The 17,734-nt window shown below is 62.6% G+C and carries 15 protein-coding genes; 8 read left to right on the forward strand and 7 right to left on the reverse strand.

The window, feature by feature from the left end; translation table 11 throughout:
* The first annotated feature begins 156 nt into the window (after positions 1-156).
* Positions 157-4,053, forward strand: a complete 3,897-nt coding sequence (gene purL / locus PspS34_RS04910) for a phosphoribosylformylglycinamidine synthase (RefSeq protein ID WP_154861698.1) — start codon at positions 157-159, stop codon at positions 4,051-4,053.
* Between the two features lie 5 nt (positions 4,054-4,058).
* The gene (locus PspS34_RS04915) at positions 4,059-4,370 is read left to right on the forward strand and encodes a YqfO family protein (protein ID WP_057716278.1); all 312 of its coding nucleotides are present in this window, start codon (positions 4,059-4,061) and stop codon (positions 4,368-4,370) included.
* A gap of 184 nt (positions 4,371-4,554) precedes the next feature.
* Here the strand turns inward: PspS34_RS04915 and nagE are convergent, their stop codons facing one another.
* The 7 genes from nagE to PspS34_RS04950 all read right to left on the reverse strand — a co-directional run bounded on the left by nagE (position 4,555) and on the right by PspS34_RS04950 (position 13,326).
* Positions 4,555-6,270: an N-acetylglucosamine-specific PTS transporter subunit IIBC gene (gene nagE, locus PspS34_RS04920; RefSeq protein WP_154861700.1), complete on the reverse strand. Its 1,716-nt coding sequence runs from the start codon at positions 6,268-6,270 to the stop codon at positions 4,555-4,557.
* A gap of 29 nt (positions 6,271-6,299) precedes the next feature.
* Positions 6,300-8,816, reverse strand: a complete 2,517-nt coding sequence (gene ptsP, locus PspS34_RS04925) for a phosphoenolpyruvate--protein phosphotransferase (RefSeq protein WP_154861702.1) — start codon at positions 8,814-8,816, stop codon at positions 6,300-6,302.
* A 156-nt stretch (positions 8,817-8,972) separates the two neighbouring features.
* Positions 8,973-9,995, reverse strand: a complete 1,023-nt coding sequence (locus PspS34_RS04930) for an SIS domain-containing protein (protein ID WP_150813636.1) — start codon at positions 9,993-9,995, stop codon at positions 8,973-8,975.
* Complete coding sequence (gene nagA / locus PspS34_RS04935; protein WP_056721211.1) at positions 9,976-11,082, reverse strand: N-acetylglucosamine-6-phosphate deacetylase; 1,107 nt, start codon at positions 11,080-11,082, stop codon at positions 9,976-9,978. Before nagA ends, PspS34_RS04930 begins: the two co-directional genes overlap by 20 nt.
* Positions 11,083-11,121: 39 nt before the next feature.
* On the reverse strand, positions 11,122-11,853 hold the full coding sequence (locus PspS34_RS04940; RefSeq protein ID WP_150813637.1) for a GntR family transcriptional regulator: 732 nt from the start codon (positions 11,851-11,853) through the stop codon (positions 11,122-11,124).
* A 296-nt stretch (positions 11,854-12,149) separates the two neighbouring features.
* The gene (locus tag PspS34_RS04945; protein ID WP_007982819.1) at positions 12,150-12,653 is read right to left on the reverse strand and encodes a L,D-transpeptidase family protein; all 504 of its coding nucleotides are present in this window, start codon (positions 12,651-12,653) and stop codon (positions 12,150-12,152) included.
* Positions 12,654-12,774: 121 nt separating this feature from the next.
* Positions 12,775-13,326, reverse strand: a complete 552-nt coding sequence (locus PspS34_RS04950) for an NUDIX hydrolase (RefSeq protein ID WP_057716272.1) — start codon at positions 13,324-13,326, stop codon at positions 12,775-12,777.
* A gap of 147 nt (positions 13,327-13,473) precedes the next feature.
* Between PspS34_RS04950 and PspS34_RS04955 the strand changes: the two genes are divergently transcribed.
* The 6 genes from PspS34_RS04955 to PspS34_RS04980 all read left to right on the forward strand — a co-directional run bounded on the left by PspS34_RS04955 (position 13,474) and on the right by PspS34_RS04980 (position 17,659).
* A complete protein-coding gene (locus tag PspS34_RS04955; RefSeq protein ID WP_150813638.1) occupies positions 13,474-14,073 on the forward strand; it encodes a CoA pyrophosphatase in 600 nt (199 codons plus the stop codon).
* A 71-nt stretch (positions 14,074-14,144) separates the two neighbouring features.
* Complete coding sequence (locus tag PspS34_RS04960) at positions 14,145-14,669, forward strand: gamma carbonic anhydrase family protein (protein WP_057716270.1); 525 nt, start codon at positions 14,145-14,147, stop codon at positions 14,667-14,669.
* Positions 14,666-14,881, forward strand: coding sequence for a DUF1289 domain-containing protein (locus PspS34_RS04965; protein ID WP_090453267.1), 216 nt, complete (start codon positions 14,666-14,668; stop codon positions 14,879-14,881). Before PspS34_RS04960 ends, PspS34_RS04965 begins: the two co-directional genes overlap by 4 nt.
* 316 nt (positions 14,882-15,197) lie before the next feature.
* Positions 15,198-15,665 carry a VUT family protein gene (locus PspS34_RS04970; RefSeq protein ID WP_057716267.1) on the forward strand — a complete coding sequence of 156 codons (468 nt, stop codon included), beginning with the start codon at positions 15,198-15,200 and terminating at the stop codon, positions 15,663-15,665.
* 77 nt (positions 15,666-15,742) lie between these two features.
* Positions 15,743-16,924 (forward strand): formate-dependent phosphoribosylglycinamide formyltransferase, encoded by a 1,182-nt coding sequence (purT, locus tag PspS34_RS04975; RefSeq protein ID WP_046040988.1) that lies wholly within the window; start codon positions 15,743-15,745, stop codon positions 16,922-16,924.
* 186 nt (positions 16,925-17,110) lie between these two features.
* Positions 17,111-17,659: a sugar ABC transporter ATPase gene (locus PspS34_RS04980; protein WP_154861742.1), complete on the forward strand. Its 549-nt coding sequence runs from the start codon at positions 17,111-17,113 to the stop codon at positions 17,657-17,659.
* Positions 17,660-17,734: the final 75 nt, after the last annotated feature.

Consider the following 17,734-nt stretch of genomic DNA (forward strand, 5'->3'; position numbering starts at 1 on the left):
AGCTGTTGTTGCACGCCCGGTTAACCTGACTTTCGAGGCAGAAACACAGATCGACGCCCGAGTGCAACCGTGCGTAGCGTTTCGGGTGATGTCGCGGGCTGTTTAGGCTAGAATGCACGGCCTCAAAGCACACCCCTTCCCGAGGCTGTCCCGAAGATGTTGATCCTGCGCGGCGCTCCTGCCCTTTCTGCCTTTCGCCACAGCAAGCTCCTTGAGCAACTGAGCCAGAAGGTTCCGGCTGTCAGCGGCCTGTATGCTGAATTCGCTCACTTCGCCGAAGTTACCGGCGTCCTGACCGGCGACGAACAGCAGGTGCTCGCGCGCCTTCTGAAGTACGGTCCAAGCGTTCCGGTACAGGAACCGACCGGTCGTCTGTTTCTGGTGCTGCCGCGTTTCGGCACCATCTCGCCGTGGTCGAGCAAGGCCAGCGACATCGCCCGTAACTGTGGCCTGGCGAAAATCCAGCGCCTGGAGCGCGGCATCGCGTTCTACGTGGCCGGCCAGTTCAGTGACGCTGAAGCCCAGCTGATCGCCGACGGTCTGCACGACCGCATGACCCAGATCGTCCTGGGCAACCTCGAGCAGGCCGCCGGCCTGTTCAGCCACGCCGAACCGAAGCCCCTGACCGCCATCGACGTGTTGGGTGGCGGCCGCGCCGCGCTGGAAAAAGCCAACACCGAGCTGGGCCTGGCCCTGGCCGAAGACGAGATCGACTATCTGGTCAACGCCTTCGTCGGCTTGAAGCGCAACCCGCATGACATCGAACTGATGATGTTCGCCCAGGCGAACTCCGAGCACTGCCGTCACAAGATCTTCAACGCCAGTTGGGACATCGACGGCGAGAGCCAGGAAAAAAGCCTGTTCGGCATGATCAAGAACACCTACGTGATGCACAGCGAAGGCGTTCTGTCGGCTTATAAGGACAACGCTTCGGTGATCGTCGGCTCCGTGGCCGGTCGCTTCTTCCCGGACCCTGAGACCCGCCAGTACGGCGCGGTGCAGGAGCCGGTGCACATCCTGATGAAGGTTGAGACCCACAACCACCCGACCGCGATTGCCCCGTTCCCGGGCGCATCCACCGGTTCCGGTGGCGAGATCCGTGACGAAGGCGCCACCGGTCGCGGTGCCAAGCCGAAGGCTGGCCTGACCGGTTTCACCGTGTCGAACCTGCAGATCCCGGGCTTCGAACAGCCGTGGGAAGTGCCGTACGGCAAGCCCGAGCGCATCGTCACCGCGCTGGACATCATGATCGAAGGCCCGCTGGGCGGCGCTGCGTTCAACAACGAATTCGGTCGTCCGGCACTGACCGGCTACTTCCGTACCTTCGAACAGTCGATCACCACCCCGCACGGTGACGAAGTTCGCGGTTACCACAAGCCGATCATGCTGGCTGGCGGCATGGGCAACATCCGTGAAGAACACGTCAAGAAAGGCGAGATCGTCGTCGGCTCCAAGCTGATCGTGCTCGGCGGCCCGGCGATGCTGATCGGCCTGGGCGGCGGCGCCGCTTCCTCCATGGCCACCGGCACCAGCTCGGCAGACCTGGACTTCGCTTCCGTACAGCGCGAAAACCCGGAAATGGAACGTCGCTGCCAGGAAGTCATCGACCGTTGCTGGCAACTGGGCGACAAGAACCCGATCAGCTTCATCCACGACGTGGGTGCGGGCGGTCTGTCCAACGCCTTCCCGGAACTGGTCAACGACGGCGACCGCGGTGGCCGTTTCGAACTGCGCAACATTCCAAACGACGAGCCGGGCATGGCCCCGCACGAAATCTGGTCCAACGAATCCCAGGAACGTTACGTTCTGGCCGTCGGCCCGGCGGATTTCGAGCGCTTCAAGGCGATCTGCGAACGTGAGCGTTGCCCGTTTGCCGTAGTCGGCGAAGCCACTGCCGAGCCACAACTGACTGTCACCGACAGCCACTTCGGCAACAGCCCGGTGGACATGCCGCTGGAAGTGCTGCTGGGCAAAGCCCCGCGCATGCACCGTTCGGTGGTTCGCGAGAACGAACTGGGCGACGATTTCGATCCGTCGACCCTGAGCATCGCCAACTGCGTCGAGCGCGTCCTGCATCACCCGGCCGTGGCCAGCAAAAGCTTCCTGATCACCATCGGCGACCGCACCATCACCGGCCTCGTGGCCCGTGACCAGATGGTCGGCCCGTGGCAGGTTCCGGTGGCCGACGTTGCCGTCACCGCCACCAGCTTCGACGTCTACACCGGTGAAGCCATGGCCATGGGCGAGCGCACTCCGCTGGCACTGCTGGACGCTCCGGCGTCGGGCCGCATGGCCATCGGCGAAACCCTGACCAACATCGCGGCCTCGCGCATCGGCAAGATTTCCGACATCAAACTGTCGGCGAACTGGATGTCGGCTGCCGGTCACCCGGGTGAAGATGCACGCCTGTACGACACCGTGAAAGCGGTCGGCATGGAGTTGTGCCCTGAGCTGGGCATCACCATTCCTGTGGGCAAGGACTCGATGTCCATGGCCACCCGCTGGAACGATGAAGGCGTGGACAAGTCCGTGACTTCGCCGATGTCCCTGATCGTGACCGGTTTCGCGCCAGTGACTGACATCCGTCAGACCCTGACCCCGCAACTGCGCATGGACAAGGGCACCACCGACCTGATCCTGATCGACCTGGGCCGCGGCCAGAACCGCATGGGCGCCTCGATCCTGGCGCAGGTTCACGGCAAGCTCGGCAAGCAGGCTCCGGACGTCGATGACGCCGAAGACCTCAAAGCCTTCTTCGCGGTGATCCAGGGCCTCAACGCCGACGGCCACCTGCTGGCTTACCACGACCGTTCCGACGGTGGTCTGCTGACCAGCGTTGTCGAGATGGCGTTCGCCGGTCACTGTGGCCTGAGCCTGAACCTCGACGGTCTGGCAGAAACCTCTGCCGACATCGCCGCCATCCTGTTCAACGAAGAACTGGGTGCCGTGATCCAGGTTCGCCAGGACGCGACCCCGGACATCCTCGCGCAGTTCAGCGCTGCCGGCCTGGGTGACTGCGTGTCGGTGATCGGTCAGCCAATCAACAATGGCGAGATCGGCATCACCTTCAACGGCGATACTGTGTTCGAAGGCCAGCGTCGTCTGCTGCAACGCCAGTGGGCCGAGACCAGCTACCAGATCCAGCGTCTGCGTGACAACGCCGACTGCGCCGAGCAAGAGTTCGACGTGCTGCTGGAAGAAGAAAACCCGGGCCTGAGCGTCAAGCTGAGCTACGACATCAACCAGGACATCGCCGCGCCTTACATCAAGAAAGGCATTCGCCCACAGGTTGCCGTACTGCGTGAGCAGGGCGTCAACGGTCAGGTGGAAATGGCTGCCGCGTTCGACCGCGCCGGTTTCAACGCGATCGACGTGCACATGAGCGACATCCTGGCCGGCCGGGTCGACCTGAACGAGTTCAAGGGCATGGTCGCTTGCGGCGGCTTCTCTTACGGCGACGTATTGGGTGCCGGTGAAGGCTGGGCGAAATCCGCGCTGTTCAACAGCCGTGCCCGCGATGCGTTCCAGGGCTTCTTCGAACGCAACGACAGCTTCACCCTCGGCGTGTGCAACGGTTGCCAGATGATGTCCAACCTGCACGAGCTGATCCCGGGCAGCGAGTTCTGGCCGCACTTCGTGCGCAACCGCTCCGAGCAGTTCGAAGCCCGTGTTGCCATGGTGCAGATCCAGGAGTCGAACTCGATCTTCCTGCAAGGCATGGCCGGTTCGCGCATGCCGATCGCCATTGCTCACGGTGAAGGCCATGCCGAGTTCGCCAGCGAAGAAGCACTGCTGGAAGCCGATCTGTCGGGTTGCGTGGCGATGCGTTTCGTCGACAACCACGGCAAGGTCACCGAAAGCTACCCGGCCAACCCGAACGGCTCGCCGCGCGGAATCACCGGTTTGACCAGCCGCGACGGTCGCGTGACCATCATGATGCCGCACCCGGAACGTGTGTTCCGCGCCGTGCAGAACTCGTGGCGTTCGGATGACTGGAACGAAGATGCTCCGTTGATGCGTATGTTCCGTAACGCTCGTGTGTGGGTGAACTAAGCGCCGTGTACAAGCTCAGCTTTTTTGTTCCCGACAGTCATGTCGAGGTGGTCAAAAGCGCCGTATTCGCCGCCGGTGGTGGGCGGATCGGTGCTTATGACCACTGTGCATGGCAAGTGTTGGGCACTGGCCAGTTTCGTCCACTGGACGGCAGCCAGCCGTTCATTGGCGAGGCAGGGCAGGTCGAACAGGTCGAGGAATGGAAGGTTGAGCTGGTGGTGGCCGATGAGTTGATTCGCTCGGTAGTGGCGGCTCTGAAACAGAGCCATCCCTATGAGACACCGGCTTATGAAGTGTGGCGGCTGGAGGATTTCTGATTCTCCGGTGCTGAAATGAAAAACCCGCTGAAAGAGATTTCAGCGGGTTTTTTGTTGCCCAAACTATTGTGGTGTCAGTGAGGGCCTCATCGCGAGCAAGCTCACTCCTACATTGGATCTGCATACACCGGACCACTGTGGGAGCGAGCTTGCTCGCGATGGCGGCCTATCAGGCACCGAAGATCTAAACCTTGGCACTCTCCTCACTGCGATTGACCAACACTTCCAGTGCATCACTCAAGCTCGGCGCCTTGTCGCCAATCAGCAGATGCCAGATACCGCCATCCAGCTGACTTACACCCTGGCAACCCAACGCTTTCAAATCGAACTCCGACAACGCCTTGCCATCGGCCAGTTGCAGGCGGATGCGGGTCATGGCCACGCAATCGAGTTGCAGCACATTGTCGCCGCCGCCCAGGGCATTGAGCCATTGCTGGGCCTCGGGTGTCGCCATGGCGGCAGGTGGCGGCGCGTCGATTTCTGCAGCCGGCGACGACACCATGGCGCGACCTAGCGCAGGCATCGCCAGGCGAATTTCATCGGCAATCGCGTCGGCCATTGGCCCCACCACCACTTGCAAACTCCCACCCTTGCCCGGACGCACCACGGCCATGGCACCGAGTGCTTTCAAGTCGGTATCCGAAGCTTTGTTGCGATCCACCATGTCCAGGCGCAAGCGCGTTGTGCAGGCGCCGACGGTGATCAGGTTTTCGGCACCACCCAAGGCCTTGATGTATGCCCCGGCGCGTTCATTGTCGGCGACGGCAACCTGCTCGACGTCAGCGCTGGTTTCACGGCCCGGTGTCTTCAGGTCGAAGCGGCGGATACAGAAGTCAAACACCACGTAATAGATCACGGCATACGCCAGGCCCACCGGGAACACCAGCCAGCCGTTGGTGGACTTGCCCCAGCCCAGGATCATGTCGATGAAGCCGCCGGAGAAGGTGAACCCCAAGTGGATGTTCAGCGCATTGGTGATGGCCATCGACAGGCCGGTCAGCAACGCATGCAGCACAAACAGCAACGGCGCGAGGAACATGAAGGCGAATTCAATCGGCTCGGTGACGCCGGTCAGGAACGCGGTCAACGCCATCGACAGGAAGATCCCGCCCATCACCTTGCGCCGTGCCGGCAGGGCGTTGCGGTACATCGCCAGGCAGGCGGCGGGCAGGCCGAAGATCATCATCGGGAACATGCCGGTCATGAACTGGCCACCCTTCGGATCGCCGGCGAAGTAGCGCGACAGGTCGCCAGTCACCAGCGCCCCGGTGGTGGGGTCGGTGAAGTTGCCGAACACGAACCACGCCATGTTGTTGAGGATGTGGTGCAGGCCGGTGACGATCAGCAGGCGGTTGAACAGGCCGAAGACGAACGCGCCGAAGCTGCCGCTTTCCATCATCAGTGTGCCGAAGCTGTTGATGCCGTGCTGGATCGGCGGCCAGATGTAGCCGAACACCACACCCAGCCCCACGGCGGCGAACCCGGTGACAATCGGCACGAACCGTCGGCCACCGAAGAACGCCAGATATTCCGGCAGCTTGATGTCCTTGAAGCGGTTGTACAGCGCGCCGGCCATCAGGCCGCTGACGATCCCGGCGAGCATGCCCATGTTGATGCTCGGGTCGAGCGCCTTGAGGGTGGAGATCATCACCAGGTAACCGATCACCCCGGCCAGACCCGCCGTACCGTTGTTGTCCCTGGCGAAGCCGACCGCAATGCCGATGGCGAAGATCATCGCCAGGTTGGCGAAGATCACCTGGCCGGCGTCGTGGATGATCGCGATGTTCAGCAGATCGGTATCGCCCAGGCGCAGCAGCAGGCCGGCAATCGGCAGGATCGCGATCGGCAGCATCAGCGCGCGGCCGAGGCGTTGCAGGCCTTCGATGAAAAGTTGGTACATGGCGGTTCTCCGTGGATTCTTGTTGTTCTTCAGCTCAGAGGCCAATGCTGGTGACAGGCGTGACGCACGGCACTGGCGCTGCTCAGCTTGAGCAGGCCCTGGCTGATGCGCCGGCATTCGCTGGCGTCGAGATGACGCACGCGGTCCTTGATTTCGCCGACCTGTACTGGGCTCACCGACAATTCACTGACCCCTAGGCCGATCAACACCGGCGTGGCCAATGGATCGGACGCCAGTGCGCCGCACACGCCCACCCAACGGTTGTGCTGCGCCGCACCGGCGCAGGTCTGGGCGATCAGCCGCAGCAGTGCCGGGTGCAGCGCATCGACGCGCGCGGCGAGCCCAGCGTGGTCGCGGTCCATGGCCAGGGTGTATTGCGACAGGTCGTTGGTGCCGATGGACAGGAAGTCCGCGTGTTCGGCCAGTTGCTCGGCCAGCAGCGCGGCGGCCGGAACTTCGATCATCACACCCAGTTCCGGGCGTTGCGCCAGGCCGAGTTCACCGCACAAGGCGTCGAGACGCTGGCGGATGTGCAGCAGCTCATCGACTTCCGTGACCATCGGCAGCAGGATCCGGCAGCGTGACAACGGGCGCAGGTGCAGCAGCGCGCGCAATTGCTGGTTGAGCAGTTCAGGGCGAGCCTGGGCCAGGCGAATGCCGCGCAGGCCGAGCACCGGATTGGCCTCGGCGGGCAGTGGCAGGTAGTCCAGTTGCTTGTCGCCGCCGACGTCGATGGTGCGGATGATCACTGACTTGTCGCCCATGGCATCGAGCACCGCTTGATAGGCGTGGTGTTGTTCCTGTTCGTCCGGCGCGGTGTGGCGGTCGACGAAGAGAAACTCGGTGCGCAGCAAGCCGACGCCGTCGGCGCCATTGGCCAACGCGTCTGTCGCTTCCGTGCTGGATGCCACATTGGCGGCGACTTCGATGCGCAGGCCATCGGTGGTCAGTGCGGGGGTGTGCGCCTGGGCCTGTTGTTCGGCCCGGCGTTGTTGCTGTTGCTGTTGCAGCTGGCGCACGTCGGCCAGGCGCTGTGTGCTGGGTGTCAGTTCGAGGCGGCCGCCGTCGGCGTCCAGCACCACCGGTTGCCCCTGTTGCTGATCGAGCAGCGTCGAACCCAGCGCCACCATGCACGGCAGGCCTTTGCCCCGGGCCAGAATCGCCACGTGGGAGGTCGCGCCACCTTCGGCCATGCACAGTCCGGCGACGCCTTGCTGGCTCAGTTGCAGTAAATCGGAGGGCGTCAATTCATGCGCCGCGACGATGGCGCCGGCCGGCACGTCGTAATGCCAGGTGTTGCCGAGCAATGCGCGCAGCACCCGTTGCTTGAGGTCGCGCAGGTCGTTGGCGCGGTCGGCCAGCAGTGTGCTGCCGGTTTGCTGGAGGACTTCGCACTGCACGTCGATGGCCTGGCTCCAGGCGTGGGTCGCGGCCGTGCCCAGGGCGACGGTTTGTATGGCGGCGTCCAGCAGGGCCGGGTCTTCCAGCAGCGCCAGGTGTGCGGCGAAGATCGCCTCTTCAGCGGAGTCCTTGTGTTTTTTCGCCAGGACCAGCGTGCGTTCGATTTCGCTGCGCACCTGGCTCAGTGCCGCGTCCAGTACTTGCTGTTGTTGCTGGGGATCATGATGGCCGGCATCCACCGGCAGGCTGATCGCATTCAGGTGGAACAGCGGCCCGCCGACCAGGCCGGGCGCCGCACAGACGCCGTGCAATACACCGGCTTCGGCGGGGCGATTGCGTTGGGCAATCGTGGTCGGCGCGGCGGCATGGCTGTCTTCGGCCAGGGCTGTGGATAACGCGGTCAGCAAGGCTTGCAGCGCGGCTTCGGCGTCCGGGCCCTGGCAACTGACCTGGACTTCTGCCTGTTCGCCGATGGCCAGCCCCATCAGGCCGATCAGGCTGTCGCAGGTGGCCGACTTGCCGGCGAAATGCAGCAGCGATTTGCTTTTGAATCCTTGCGCGGTCTGACGGATCAGCGCGGCCGGCCGTGCATGCAGACCGCCACGATGGGCGATGCGGATGTGGCCGACCACTTCTTCGCCAGCAAGCTCCACGTCCGCCTGCGCGCCCACGCCCTGGCGGCGAATGATGTGCAGCAGCGGCTCGCCGACCTTTACCGACTTGAGGGTGATGGGCCGTGCCTGAAAGTCCTGGCTGTTGGTGAGGATCAGCAGGCTGACCAGGCTTTTGCACTGTTGCGCGACCTTGTCCAGGTCGTAGCGCAGCAGGGGTTGGCCATTGGAGACGCGCGCGCCTTCCTTGACCAGCATCGAAAAGCCCTGGCCCTGCAACTCGACCGTGTCCAGGCCCAGGTGCAGGAGCAATTCCGCGCCGTTGTCGGCACGCAGGGTCACCGCGTGACCGGTGCGGGCGACATGCACCACCACGCCCGCGCACGGCGCATGAAGGGTATCGTTCAACGGGTCGATGGCGATCCCGTCACCCATGGCGCCGCTGGCGAACACCGGGTCCGGGACTTTGGCGAGCGTGAGCACCGGACCGCTGAGCGGGGCGCTTAAAGTCAGCTCTTTATTGTTGTTATGCATGGCTCGGTCTCATCAGGAAAACTTCGGTTCGGATCAACGCGCCCCCCTCTGTAGGAGCGAGCTCGCTCGCGATGGACTAAAGAACGCCGCGTTTATCCAGCAAACACGCGTTTTCGTTGACGACCATCGCGAGCAAGCTCGCTCCTACAAGGGTGGTTAGTGTGTACGCGTCACTTTGCTCAGGTGCCGTGGCTGGTCCGGGTCCATGCCTCGGGCCACGGCCAGGCCGGCGGCCATCACGTAGAAACTCTGGATCGCGAGAATCGGGTCGAGGGCCGGGTGTTCGGCGCGGGTCAGCGTCAGGTCGCGTTCAAGCACGTCATCCGGCGCGGCCAGCAGCACAAGGGCGCCGCGTTGGCGCATGTCGGCGGCCAGGCTCAGCAAACCGGCCTGTTCGGCGCCCCGTGGGGCAAACACCAGCAGCGGGTAGTTGTCGCCAATCAAGGCCATCGGACCGTGACGGACTTCGGCGCTGCTGAAGGCTTCGGCCTGGATCGCCGAGGTCTCCTTGAACTTGAGCGCCGCTTCCTGGGCGATGGCGAAACCGGCGCCACGGCCGATCACCATCAGCCGCTGACAATCGCGCAAGGCGTCGATGGCCCGGCTCCAGTCCTGTTGCGCGGCGTCGCGCAGGCCATCGGGCAAGGCGCGGCAGGCGTCGAGCAGTTCGGTGTCTTCTTTCCAGTGGCCAATCAGCCGGGCGCTGGCGCTGAGGGTGGCGATAAAGCTCTTGGTCGCCGCGACGCTGCTTTCGGTGCCGGCACACAGCGGCAGGCTGAATTCGCAGGCGGCTTCCAGCGGCGAGTCTTCGGCATTGACCAGCGAAATGCTCAAGGCGCCGCGCTTGCGCAACAGGCGCAGGCTGTTGACCAGGTCCGGGCTTTGCCCTGATTGCGAAAAGGCGAATGCCACCTGGCCGCTGACCTTCAACGGTGCCTGTTGCATGGTCACCACCGACATCGGCAGCGACGCCACCGGGATGCCCAGCAGTTGCATGGTCAGGTAGGCGAAGTAACTGGCGGCATGGTCGGAGCTGCCGCGCGCCACGGTCATGGCCACTTGCGGCGGCTGACGACGCAGGCGCCCGGCGATCTCGATCATCTGCGGGTCGAGTTGCTGTAATTGGGCTTGCACGGCCTCGAACGAGGACAGCGCCTCTTCAAGCATTTTTGAAGTCAATGTCTTCTCCTTCGACCATGACGGCGGTCAGTTTCAGTGAGCGATCCAGCCGCACGCAGTCGGCCCAGGCCCCCGGTTGCAGGCGCCCGCGTTCGGTGATGCCGAGGTAGTCGGCGGGGAATTGCGACAGGCGCTGCGAGGCTTCGGCGATGGGCAGGCCGATTTTCACCAGGTTGCGCAGAGCCTGATCCATGGTCAGGGTGCTGCCGGCCAGCGTGCCGTCGGGCAGGCGCACGCCACCGAGGCATTTGGTCACGGTGTGGCTGCCGAGTTTGTACTCGCCATCGGGCATGCCGGCGGCGGCGGTCGAGTCGGTGACGCAATACAGGCAAGGAATCGAACGCAGGGCCACGCGGATGGCGCCGGGGTGCACGTGCAGCAAATCCGGGATCAGTTCGGCGTATTTGGCGTGGGCCAGGGCAGCGCCGACGATCCCGGGCTCCCGGTGATGCAGTGGGCTCATGGCGTTGTAGAGATGGGTGAAACTGCTGGCGCCGGCCTCCAGCGCGGCCACACCTTCCTCATAACTGCCCAGGGTGTGGCCGATCTGCATGCGAATGCCGCGGCTGCTGAGGTCGCGGATCAAGGCATCGTGACCGGCGATTTCCGGGGCAATGGTGATCACCCGGATCGGCGCGAGCGCCAGGTACGCTTCGACTTCGGCCATCAGCGCGGTGTGGGCGAAGTTGGGTTGCGCGCCGAGTTTGCCAGGGTTGATGTAGGGGCCTTCGAGGTGCACGCCAAGCACCCGGGCGCAGCCTTGGGGGCGCTGCTCACAGAATTCGCCGACGGCCTGGAGCACGCTGGATATCTCTTCGCTCGGTGCCGTCATGGTGGTGGCCAGCAGCGATGTGGTGCCGAAGCGCACGTGAGTACGGGTGATAGTTTCGAAGGCCGGCGCGCCTTCCATGATGTCTTTGCCGCCGCCGCCGTGAACGTGCAGGTCGATGAAGCCCGGCAGCAGGTACGGCAAATCGTTGTCCGCCGGATCGCAGGGCTGGCCTTCGATCGACACGACTTTGCCGTGCTCATGGACCAGTCGGCCGCGAACCCAGCCGTGGGCGGTGAGGATGTTGTCTTCGGACATGATCGGTTCTCTGGGTGGACGGTTTCGCGGTGCAGCGTTCTAGCGGCGAAGCTCTGCGACAAAGTCGTAGTAGTCGTTACGGCAATAGGTGTCGGTGACTTCGATGGGCGTGTTGTCTTCCAGGTAGCCGACCCGGGTCATCAGCAGCATGGCGGTGCCGGGGGCAATGCCCACCAGGGCTGCGAATTCGTCCGAGGCGTTGATCGCCTGAATGTGCTGCAGGGCGCGGACAACCGGTTTGCCGATGCCGTCGAGGAATTCGTAGAGGGAGTCGCCCACCGCCTGCGGCTTGGGAATGATCGAGGCGGGCAGGGTGCTCATCTCGATGGCCATCACCGTGTCGTCGGCCTTGCGCAGGCGTTTGAGGCGCGCGACTTTGTCGTTGGGCGACAGGCCGAGGCGGATCAGTTCTTCGTGGGTCGGCAGGGTGATTTCCCGCTCCAGCCATTGCGATCCGGGCACGAAACCCTTGAGGCGGAGCATTTCACTGAAACCGGAAAGGCGCGACAACGGTTGTTCGAGACGCGGCGTGATGAAGGTGCCGGAGCCCTGGTTGCGGCGGATCAGGCCTTGTTCGAACAACACTTCCAGAGCCTTGCGTGCAGTGACGCGGGAGATGCCCAGCGCCTCGCTCAGATTGCGCTCCGACGGCATGGCCTGTTCGGCTTTCCATTGGCCGGCATGGATCGCCGCTTCCAGATTGCGTGCCAGTTGCAGGTACAACGGCGTGGGTTGGGTGTCGTCGGGGCGCAGGGCTGAAAGGTCGTTCATTTAATTATTGTCCGACGCGTCTGTAGGAAAGTTACTTGTTCGCTCTAGGACAAAAAACTAATACCACTTGAATACCATGTCAATGCAGCTCTCAGGCTGCAGGTGCGGTAAACAGGCCTTATTGGGCGCAGTGGAAAGAGGCTGGATTGAAGTGGTATTAGCGGCGGGAGGATTTAAAGCAAAGATCGCAGCCTTCGGCAGCTTCTACAGGGGGAAATGGTATTCACCCTGCAGGAGCTGCCGAAGGCTGGAATTTTTTTGATTTTTTTTGCGGGGGCGACCAAAGGTCGGGGGATTTACGGGCGAATCTCGATCATCGTGCCGTCCGGCACCAGGTTCCAGACTTCGCGCATGTCCATGTTGCGCATGGCGATGCAGCCGTCGGTCCAGTCCAGGGTGTGGAACAGGTCTTCCGGGGTGTCTTCGCTGTCCGGGGTGCCGTGGATCATGATCATGCCGCCGGGCTCGACGCCTTCACGACGGGCGCGGGCAGAGTCGCTGATGTTCGGGTAGGAAATGTGCATCGCCAGGTTGAAACGGTCGCTGATCTTGCGCCAGTCGACCCAGTAGAAGCCTTCCGGGGTGCGCTTGTCGCCTTCCATCAGCTTCGGCCCCTTGGGACGCTTGCCCAAGGAAATGCGATAGGTTTTGAGCGGCTTGCCGTCATTGATCAATTGCAATTGATGGGAAGACTTGAGAATCAGGATTTTCTCGATGACCTTGCCGTCCAGGGTTTCCACGGCAGAAGCCTGGGACACCGTGACAAACGACAAACAGAACAGGGCAAGCAACCAGCGCATTGAAACGATTCCCCAGGAGGTGTCGCGACTATTTATGTATAGAAGTTTTTGCAGGAGCTGCCGCTGGCTCGGGCCGCATTCGGACAATCTTTCGGCGCCTCCCGGTGATGCCGAGATGACATCAGATAATGGCAGGCTGAGCAAGCGGCGGGATCGATTCAGACCGAACGGGATAGATTTCGGTCCGCCGGTCAGCGAAGAAGCATTCTAAGGTACGGCCCACCGTGCGGAAAGCCAGCTCATCCCATGGAATGTCCGCTTCGTCGAATAGTTGCACTTCCAGGCTCTCGGGGCCGGCGCAAAAGTCCAGGTCCACCAGTTCGGCACGGAAGAACACATGCACCTGGCTGATGTGCGGCACGTCGATCAGGGTATAGATGTTCAGGTTGCGCACCCGGGCGCAGGCTTCCTCGGCCGTCTCGCGAATGGCGGCCTGTTCGATGGTTTCTCCGTTCTCCATGAAGCCGGCGGGCAGGGTCCAGTAACCGCGTCGCGGCTCGATGGCCCGCCGGCACAGCAATACCTGGGTGCCCCAGGTCGCCACGCAGCCGGCGACGATGTTTGGGTTCTGGTAGTGAATGGCGTGACAACTGTCGCAGACAAAGCGCAGGCGCGAATCGCCTTCGGGAATGCGCTGGGTCACCGGGTTACCGCACTGGCTGCAAAATTTCATGCTGGGGTTCCTGAATGCTGCGCCTATCTTGGCGTGCGGCAGTGCCGGTCGGCAAGTTGTCGTTTCGCGACATGGGGCGGTTGCGGGGGTTGGGCGACCGCAGCGATTGGTGCATGATGCCGGGTAAGGCACAAATCGAGAACACTCATGCTGGACGAGCTACTGCATCGGGTTAGTAACCACACTCCACGCACACTGGAGACCGATCGTCGTTTTCCCGAGGCAGCGGTGCTGGTGCCCATCACCCGCAGTGACGAGCCCGAGCTGGTGTTGACCCTGCGTGCCAGCGGCCTGTCGACCCATGGCGGCGAAGTTGCCTTCCCCGGCGGGCGCCGTGACCCCGAAGACCCCGACCTGATTTTCACCGCCCTGCGTGAAGCCGAAGAAGAGATCGGCCTGCCGCCGGGGCTGGTCGAGGTGATCGGACCGCTCAGCCCGCTGATCAGCCTGCATGGCATCAAGGTCACGCCCTATGTCGGGGTGATCCCGGATTTTGTCGAATACCGGGCCAACGACGCCGAGATCGCCGCGGTGTTCAGCGTGCCCCTGGAATTCTTCCGTAAAGACCCTCGCGAACATACCCACCGCATCGACTATCAGGGCCGCAGCTGGTACGTGCCGAGCTATCGCTATGGCGAATACAAGATCTGGGGGCTGACGGCGATCATGATCGTCGAGTTGATCAACCTGCTGTATGACGCCAAAATCAGCCTGCATCAGCCTCCCAAAAGCTTTATCAATATCTGAAGCCATCGTTCGAATGGCCTGAATCCTGGTTTTGCTGAAAAAAGCCTGCCTGAGCCTTGAGGAATACAACAATGAAATACCGCCTGGGCGACGCCCGCGTCGAAACCCATCCACAGAGCTGGGTCGCACCCAATGCCGTGCTGGTGGGCAAGGTCAAGCTGGAAGAGGGCGCCAACGTCTGGTTCAACGCCGTATTGCGCGGCGACAATGAATTGATCCTGATCGGCAAGAACAGCAACGTCCAGGACGGCACCGTGATGCACACCGACATGGGCTACCCACTGACCATCGGTACCGGCGTGACCATCGGCCACAACGCCATGCTCCACGGCTGCACCGTCGGCGACTACAGCCTGATCGGTATCAACGCGGTGATTCTCAACGGTGCGAAGATCGGCAAGAACTGCATCATCGGCGCCAATTCGCTGATCGGCGAAGGCAAGGAGATTCCGGACGGATCGCTGGTCATGGGCTCGCCCGGCAAAGTGGTGCGTGAATTGACCGAGCCACAAATCAGGATGCTGGAGGCCAGCGCTGCTCACTACGTGCACAACTCGCAGCGCTATGCCCGCGACCTGGCCGAGCAGGAAGAATGACTGCCAGCGAACGCCCGGTTGCATCGCCTTGCGTGAATATCTGTGCGCTGGACGACGATGACATCTGCACCGGTTGCCAACGCACGGTGGAGGAGATTACCCGCTGGAGCCGCATGACCAACGACGAGCGGCGCACGGTGTTGGGGTTGTGTCATGAGAGGGCCAAGGCCAGTGGGTTGATCTGGATGTTGCCTTCCAAATCCGATAACTGAATCGCCCTCAGAAAGTGCTTCGCACTTTATCGCGAGCGGGCTCGCTCCCACATGGGAATGCGTTCGACTGTAGGAGCGAGCTTGCTCGCGATGGAATCAGGAACACCGCGGGGAACCAGACTTCCTGCGTTATCGTTAACGACCATCGCGAGCAGGCTCCCTCCTACATGGGAATGCGTTTGACTGTGGGAGCGAGCTTGCTCGCGATGGGCTCAAGAGCACCGCGGGGAGCCAGACGTCTCGCGTTATCGTTAACGACCATCGCGAGCAGGCTCGCTCCTACAGTATCCTGTGCGGCAAAATTACAGGTACTTCCATGCTCTTCCTGATCGCCTACATCAGCAGCGTCGTGCTGATCAACTACGCCTTTTCCACCGCCCCGCACCTGGACATCATCTGGTCGGCCTGGGGCGGGCTGGTGTTCGTGTTGCGCGACATGGTGCAAGCCCGATTCGGGCATGGCGCCCTCGCAGCGATGCTGGTGGCGCTGGTGTTGTCCTATGTCACCTCCGATCCGTCCATCGCCTTGGCCAGCGCCACGGCGTTCGCCGTTTCCGAGTGCATCGACTGGCTGGTGTTCAGCATCACCCGGCGCCCGCTGCACGACCGCCTGTGGATAAGTTCGGCCCTGAGCATTCCCCTCGATACCTTTATCTTTTTCGGCATGATCGACGCCCTGACGCCGGGCGTGATCCTCACCGCCCTGGGCTCGAAATTCGCCGGGGTCACCGCCGTGTGGCTGATCATGGCCTGGCGCCTGCGCAAACAGGCTGTCGTCAGCTGAAGTTCATGTAAAATGCCGCGCTTTCTCCCCATGGGAAGCGTGCTTCCCTCGATGATCCGCTCCTTGAGGACCTTCAGATGACCCGTATCGGAACTCCATTGTCGCCGACCGCGACCCGCGTATTGATGTGTGGCTGTGGCGAGTTGGGCAAGGAAGTGGTGATCGAGCTGCAACGCTTGGGCGTTGAAGTGATTGCCGTGGACCGCTACGCGAATGCGCCGGCCATGCAGGTGGCGCACCGCAGCCACGTGATCAACATGCTCGATGGTGCTGCCCTGCGTGCCGTGATCGAAGCCGAAAAGCCGCACTTCATCGTGCCGGAAATCGAAGCCATCGCCACCGCGACCCTGGTGGAGCTGGAGGCCGAAGGCTTCACCGTTATCCCGACTGCCCGCGCTGCGCAGCTGACCATGAACCGTGAAGGCATCCGTCGCCTGGCCGCTGAAGAGCTGGACCTGCCAACCTCGCCGTATCACTTCGCCGACACCTTCGAGGACTACAGCAAAGCCGTTGAGGACCTGGGGTTCCCGTGCGTGGTCAAGCCGGTCATGAGTTCTTCGGGCAAGGGCCAGAGCCTGCTGCGTAGCGTCGATGACGTGCAGAAGGCCTGGGACTACGCCCAGGAAGGTGGTCGTGCCGGTAAAGGTCGGGTGATCATCGAAGGCTTCATCGATTTCGACTACGAAATCACCCTGCTGACCGTGCGCCATGTCGGCGGCACCACCTTCTGCGCGCCGGTCGGTCACCGTCAGGAGAAGGGCGACTACCAGGAATCCTGGCAGCCGCAAGCCATGAGCCCGGTTGCCCTGGCTGAGTCCGAACGTGTCGCCAAAGCCGTGACCGAAGCCTTGGGCGGCCGTGGTCTGTTTGGTGTCGAGCTGTTCATCAAGGGTGATCAGGTGTGGTTCAGCGAAGTCTCGCCGCGCCCGCATGACACCGGCCTGGTCACGCTGATTTCCCAGGACCTGTCGCAGTTCGCCTTGCACGCGCGGGCCATTCTCGGTCTGCCGATCCCGTTGATCCGTCAGTTCGGGCCTTCGGCCTCGGCGGTGATCCTGGTGGAAGGGCAGTCGACCCAGACCGCCTTCGCCAACCTGGGTGCTGCCCTGAGCGAGCCGGATACCGCGCTGCGCCTGTTCGGCAAGCCTGAAGTCAACGGTCAGCGCCGCATGGGCGTGGCCCTGGCGCGCGACGAATCGATCGAAGCCGCCCGCGCCAAGGCGACCCGTGCTTCGCAGGCGGTTGTTGTCGAGCTGTAAACACCCTCGCGGACCAGCCCGTATCCCTGTGGGAGCGAGCTTGCTCGCGAAAGCGGTGTGTCAGACACATCAATGTTGACTGACACTCCCTCTTCGCGGGCAAGCCCGCTCCCACAGGTCCGGTGTTCAGTCTCTATAATTTGGGGGTGCCCAAGACCCTTTATCAATGTTCCAGGCCTGCACCCCATGAATTCCCAAAGCATCATCGTCCCGAAAATCTCCACCCTGCCGGTACACGAACCCCGGGCCCGGGCCGTCGTGCGCTGGCTGGTGCGCAAGAACATCATCCAGGAAGAACTGACCACGTGCGGCCGCACCGGCAATCGCATGGGTCATGCGATTGCCGAGGGTGCCCGTGAGGTGGTTTTGCACCCGGACGCGCTGCCGTTCGGCGAGCCGGTCAATGGTCTGGAGATCATCACCAAGCGCTGCATCTATACGCCGGCCAAGGGTTTTCTTGGCGAAGCGGGCTGCGCCGAGTGCCGCAAGGAAGTGGGTGAAGCCCTGTTCGAAAGCCTGGAAGACTGGATGCCGGGGCGTACCGACAACTTCACCTGTCCCGAATGCGGGCATGAAGACGACATCAACGGCTTCCTGTTCCTGCAGGAGTGCGGCTTCTCCAACCTCGGTTTCATCTTCAACAACTGGGCCGAAGCCGGGTTCAAACAGAGCTTTATCGATGAATTCGCCGATTGGCTGGATCAGCCGGTCAGTTGGGTGAAAGTCGAACTCTGATGACCTTGTAGGAGCGAGCCTGCTCGCGATGGTCGTGAACGATGACGCGTGCTGTCTGAAAACAAGCGTTGCCTG

Source organism: Pseudomonas sp. S34, assembly GCF_009866745.1.
GTDB classification, from domain to species: Bacteria; Pseudomonadota; Gammaproteobacteria; order Pseudomonadales; family Pseudomonadaceae; genus Aquipseudomonas; species Aquipseudomonas jessenii.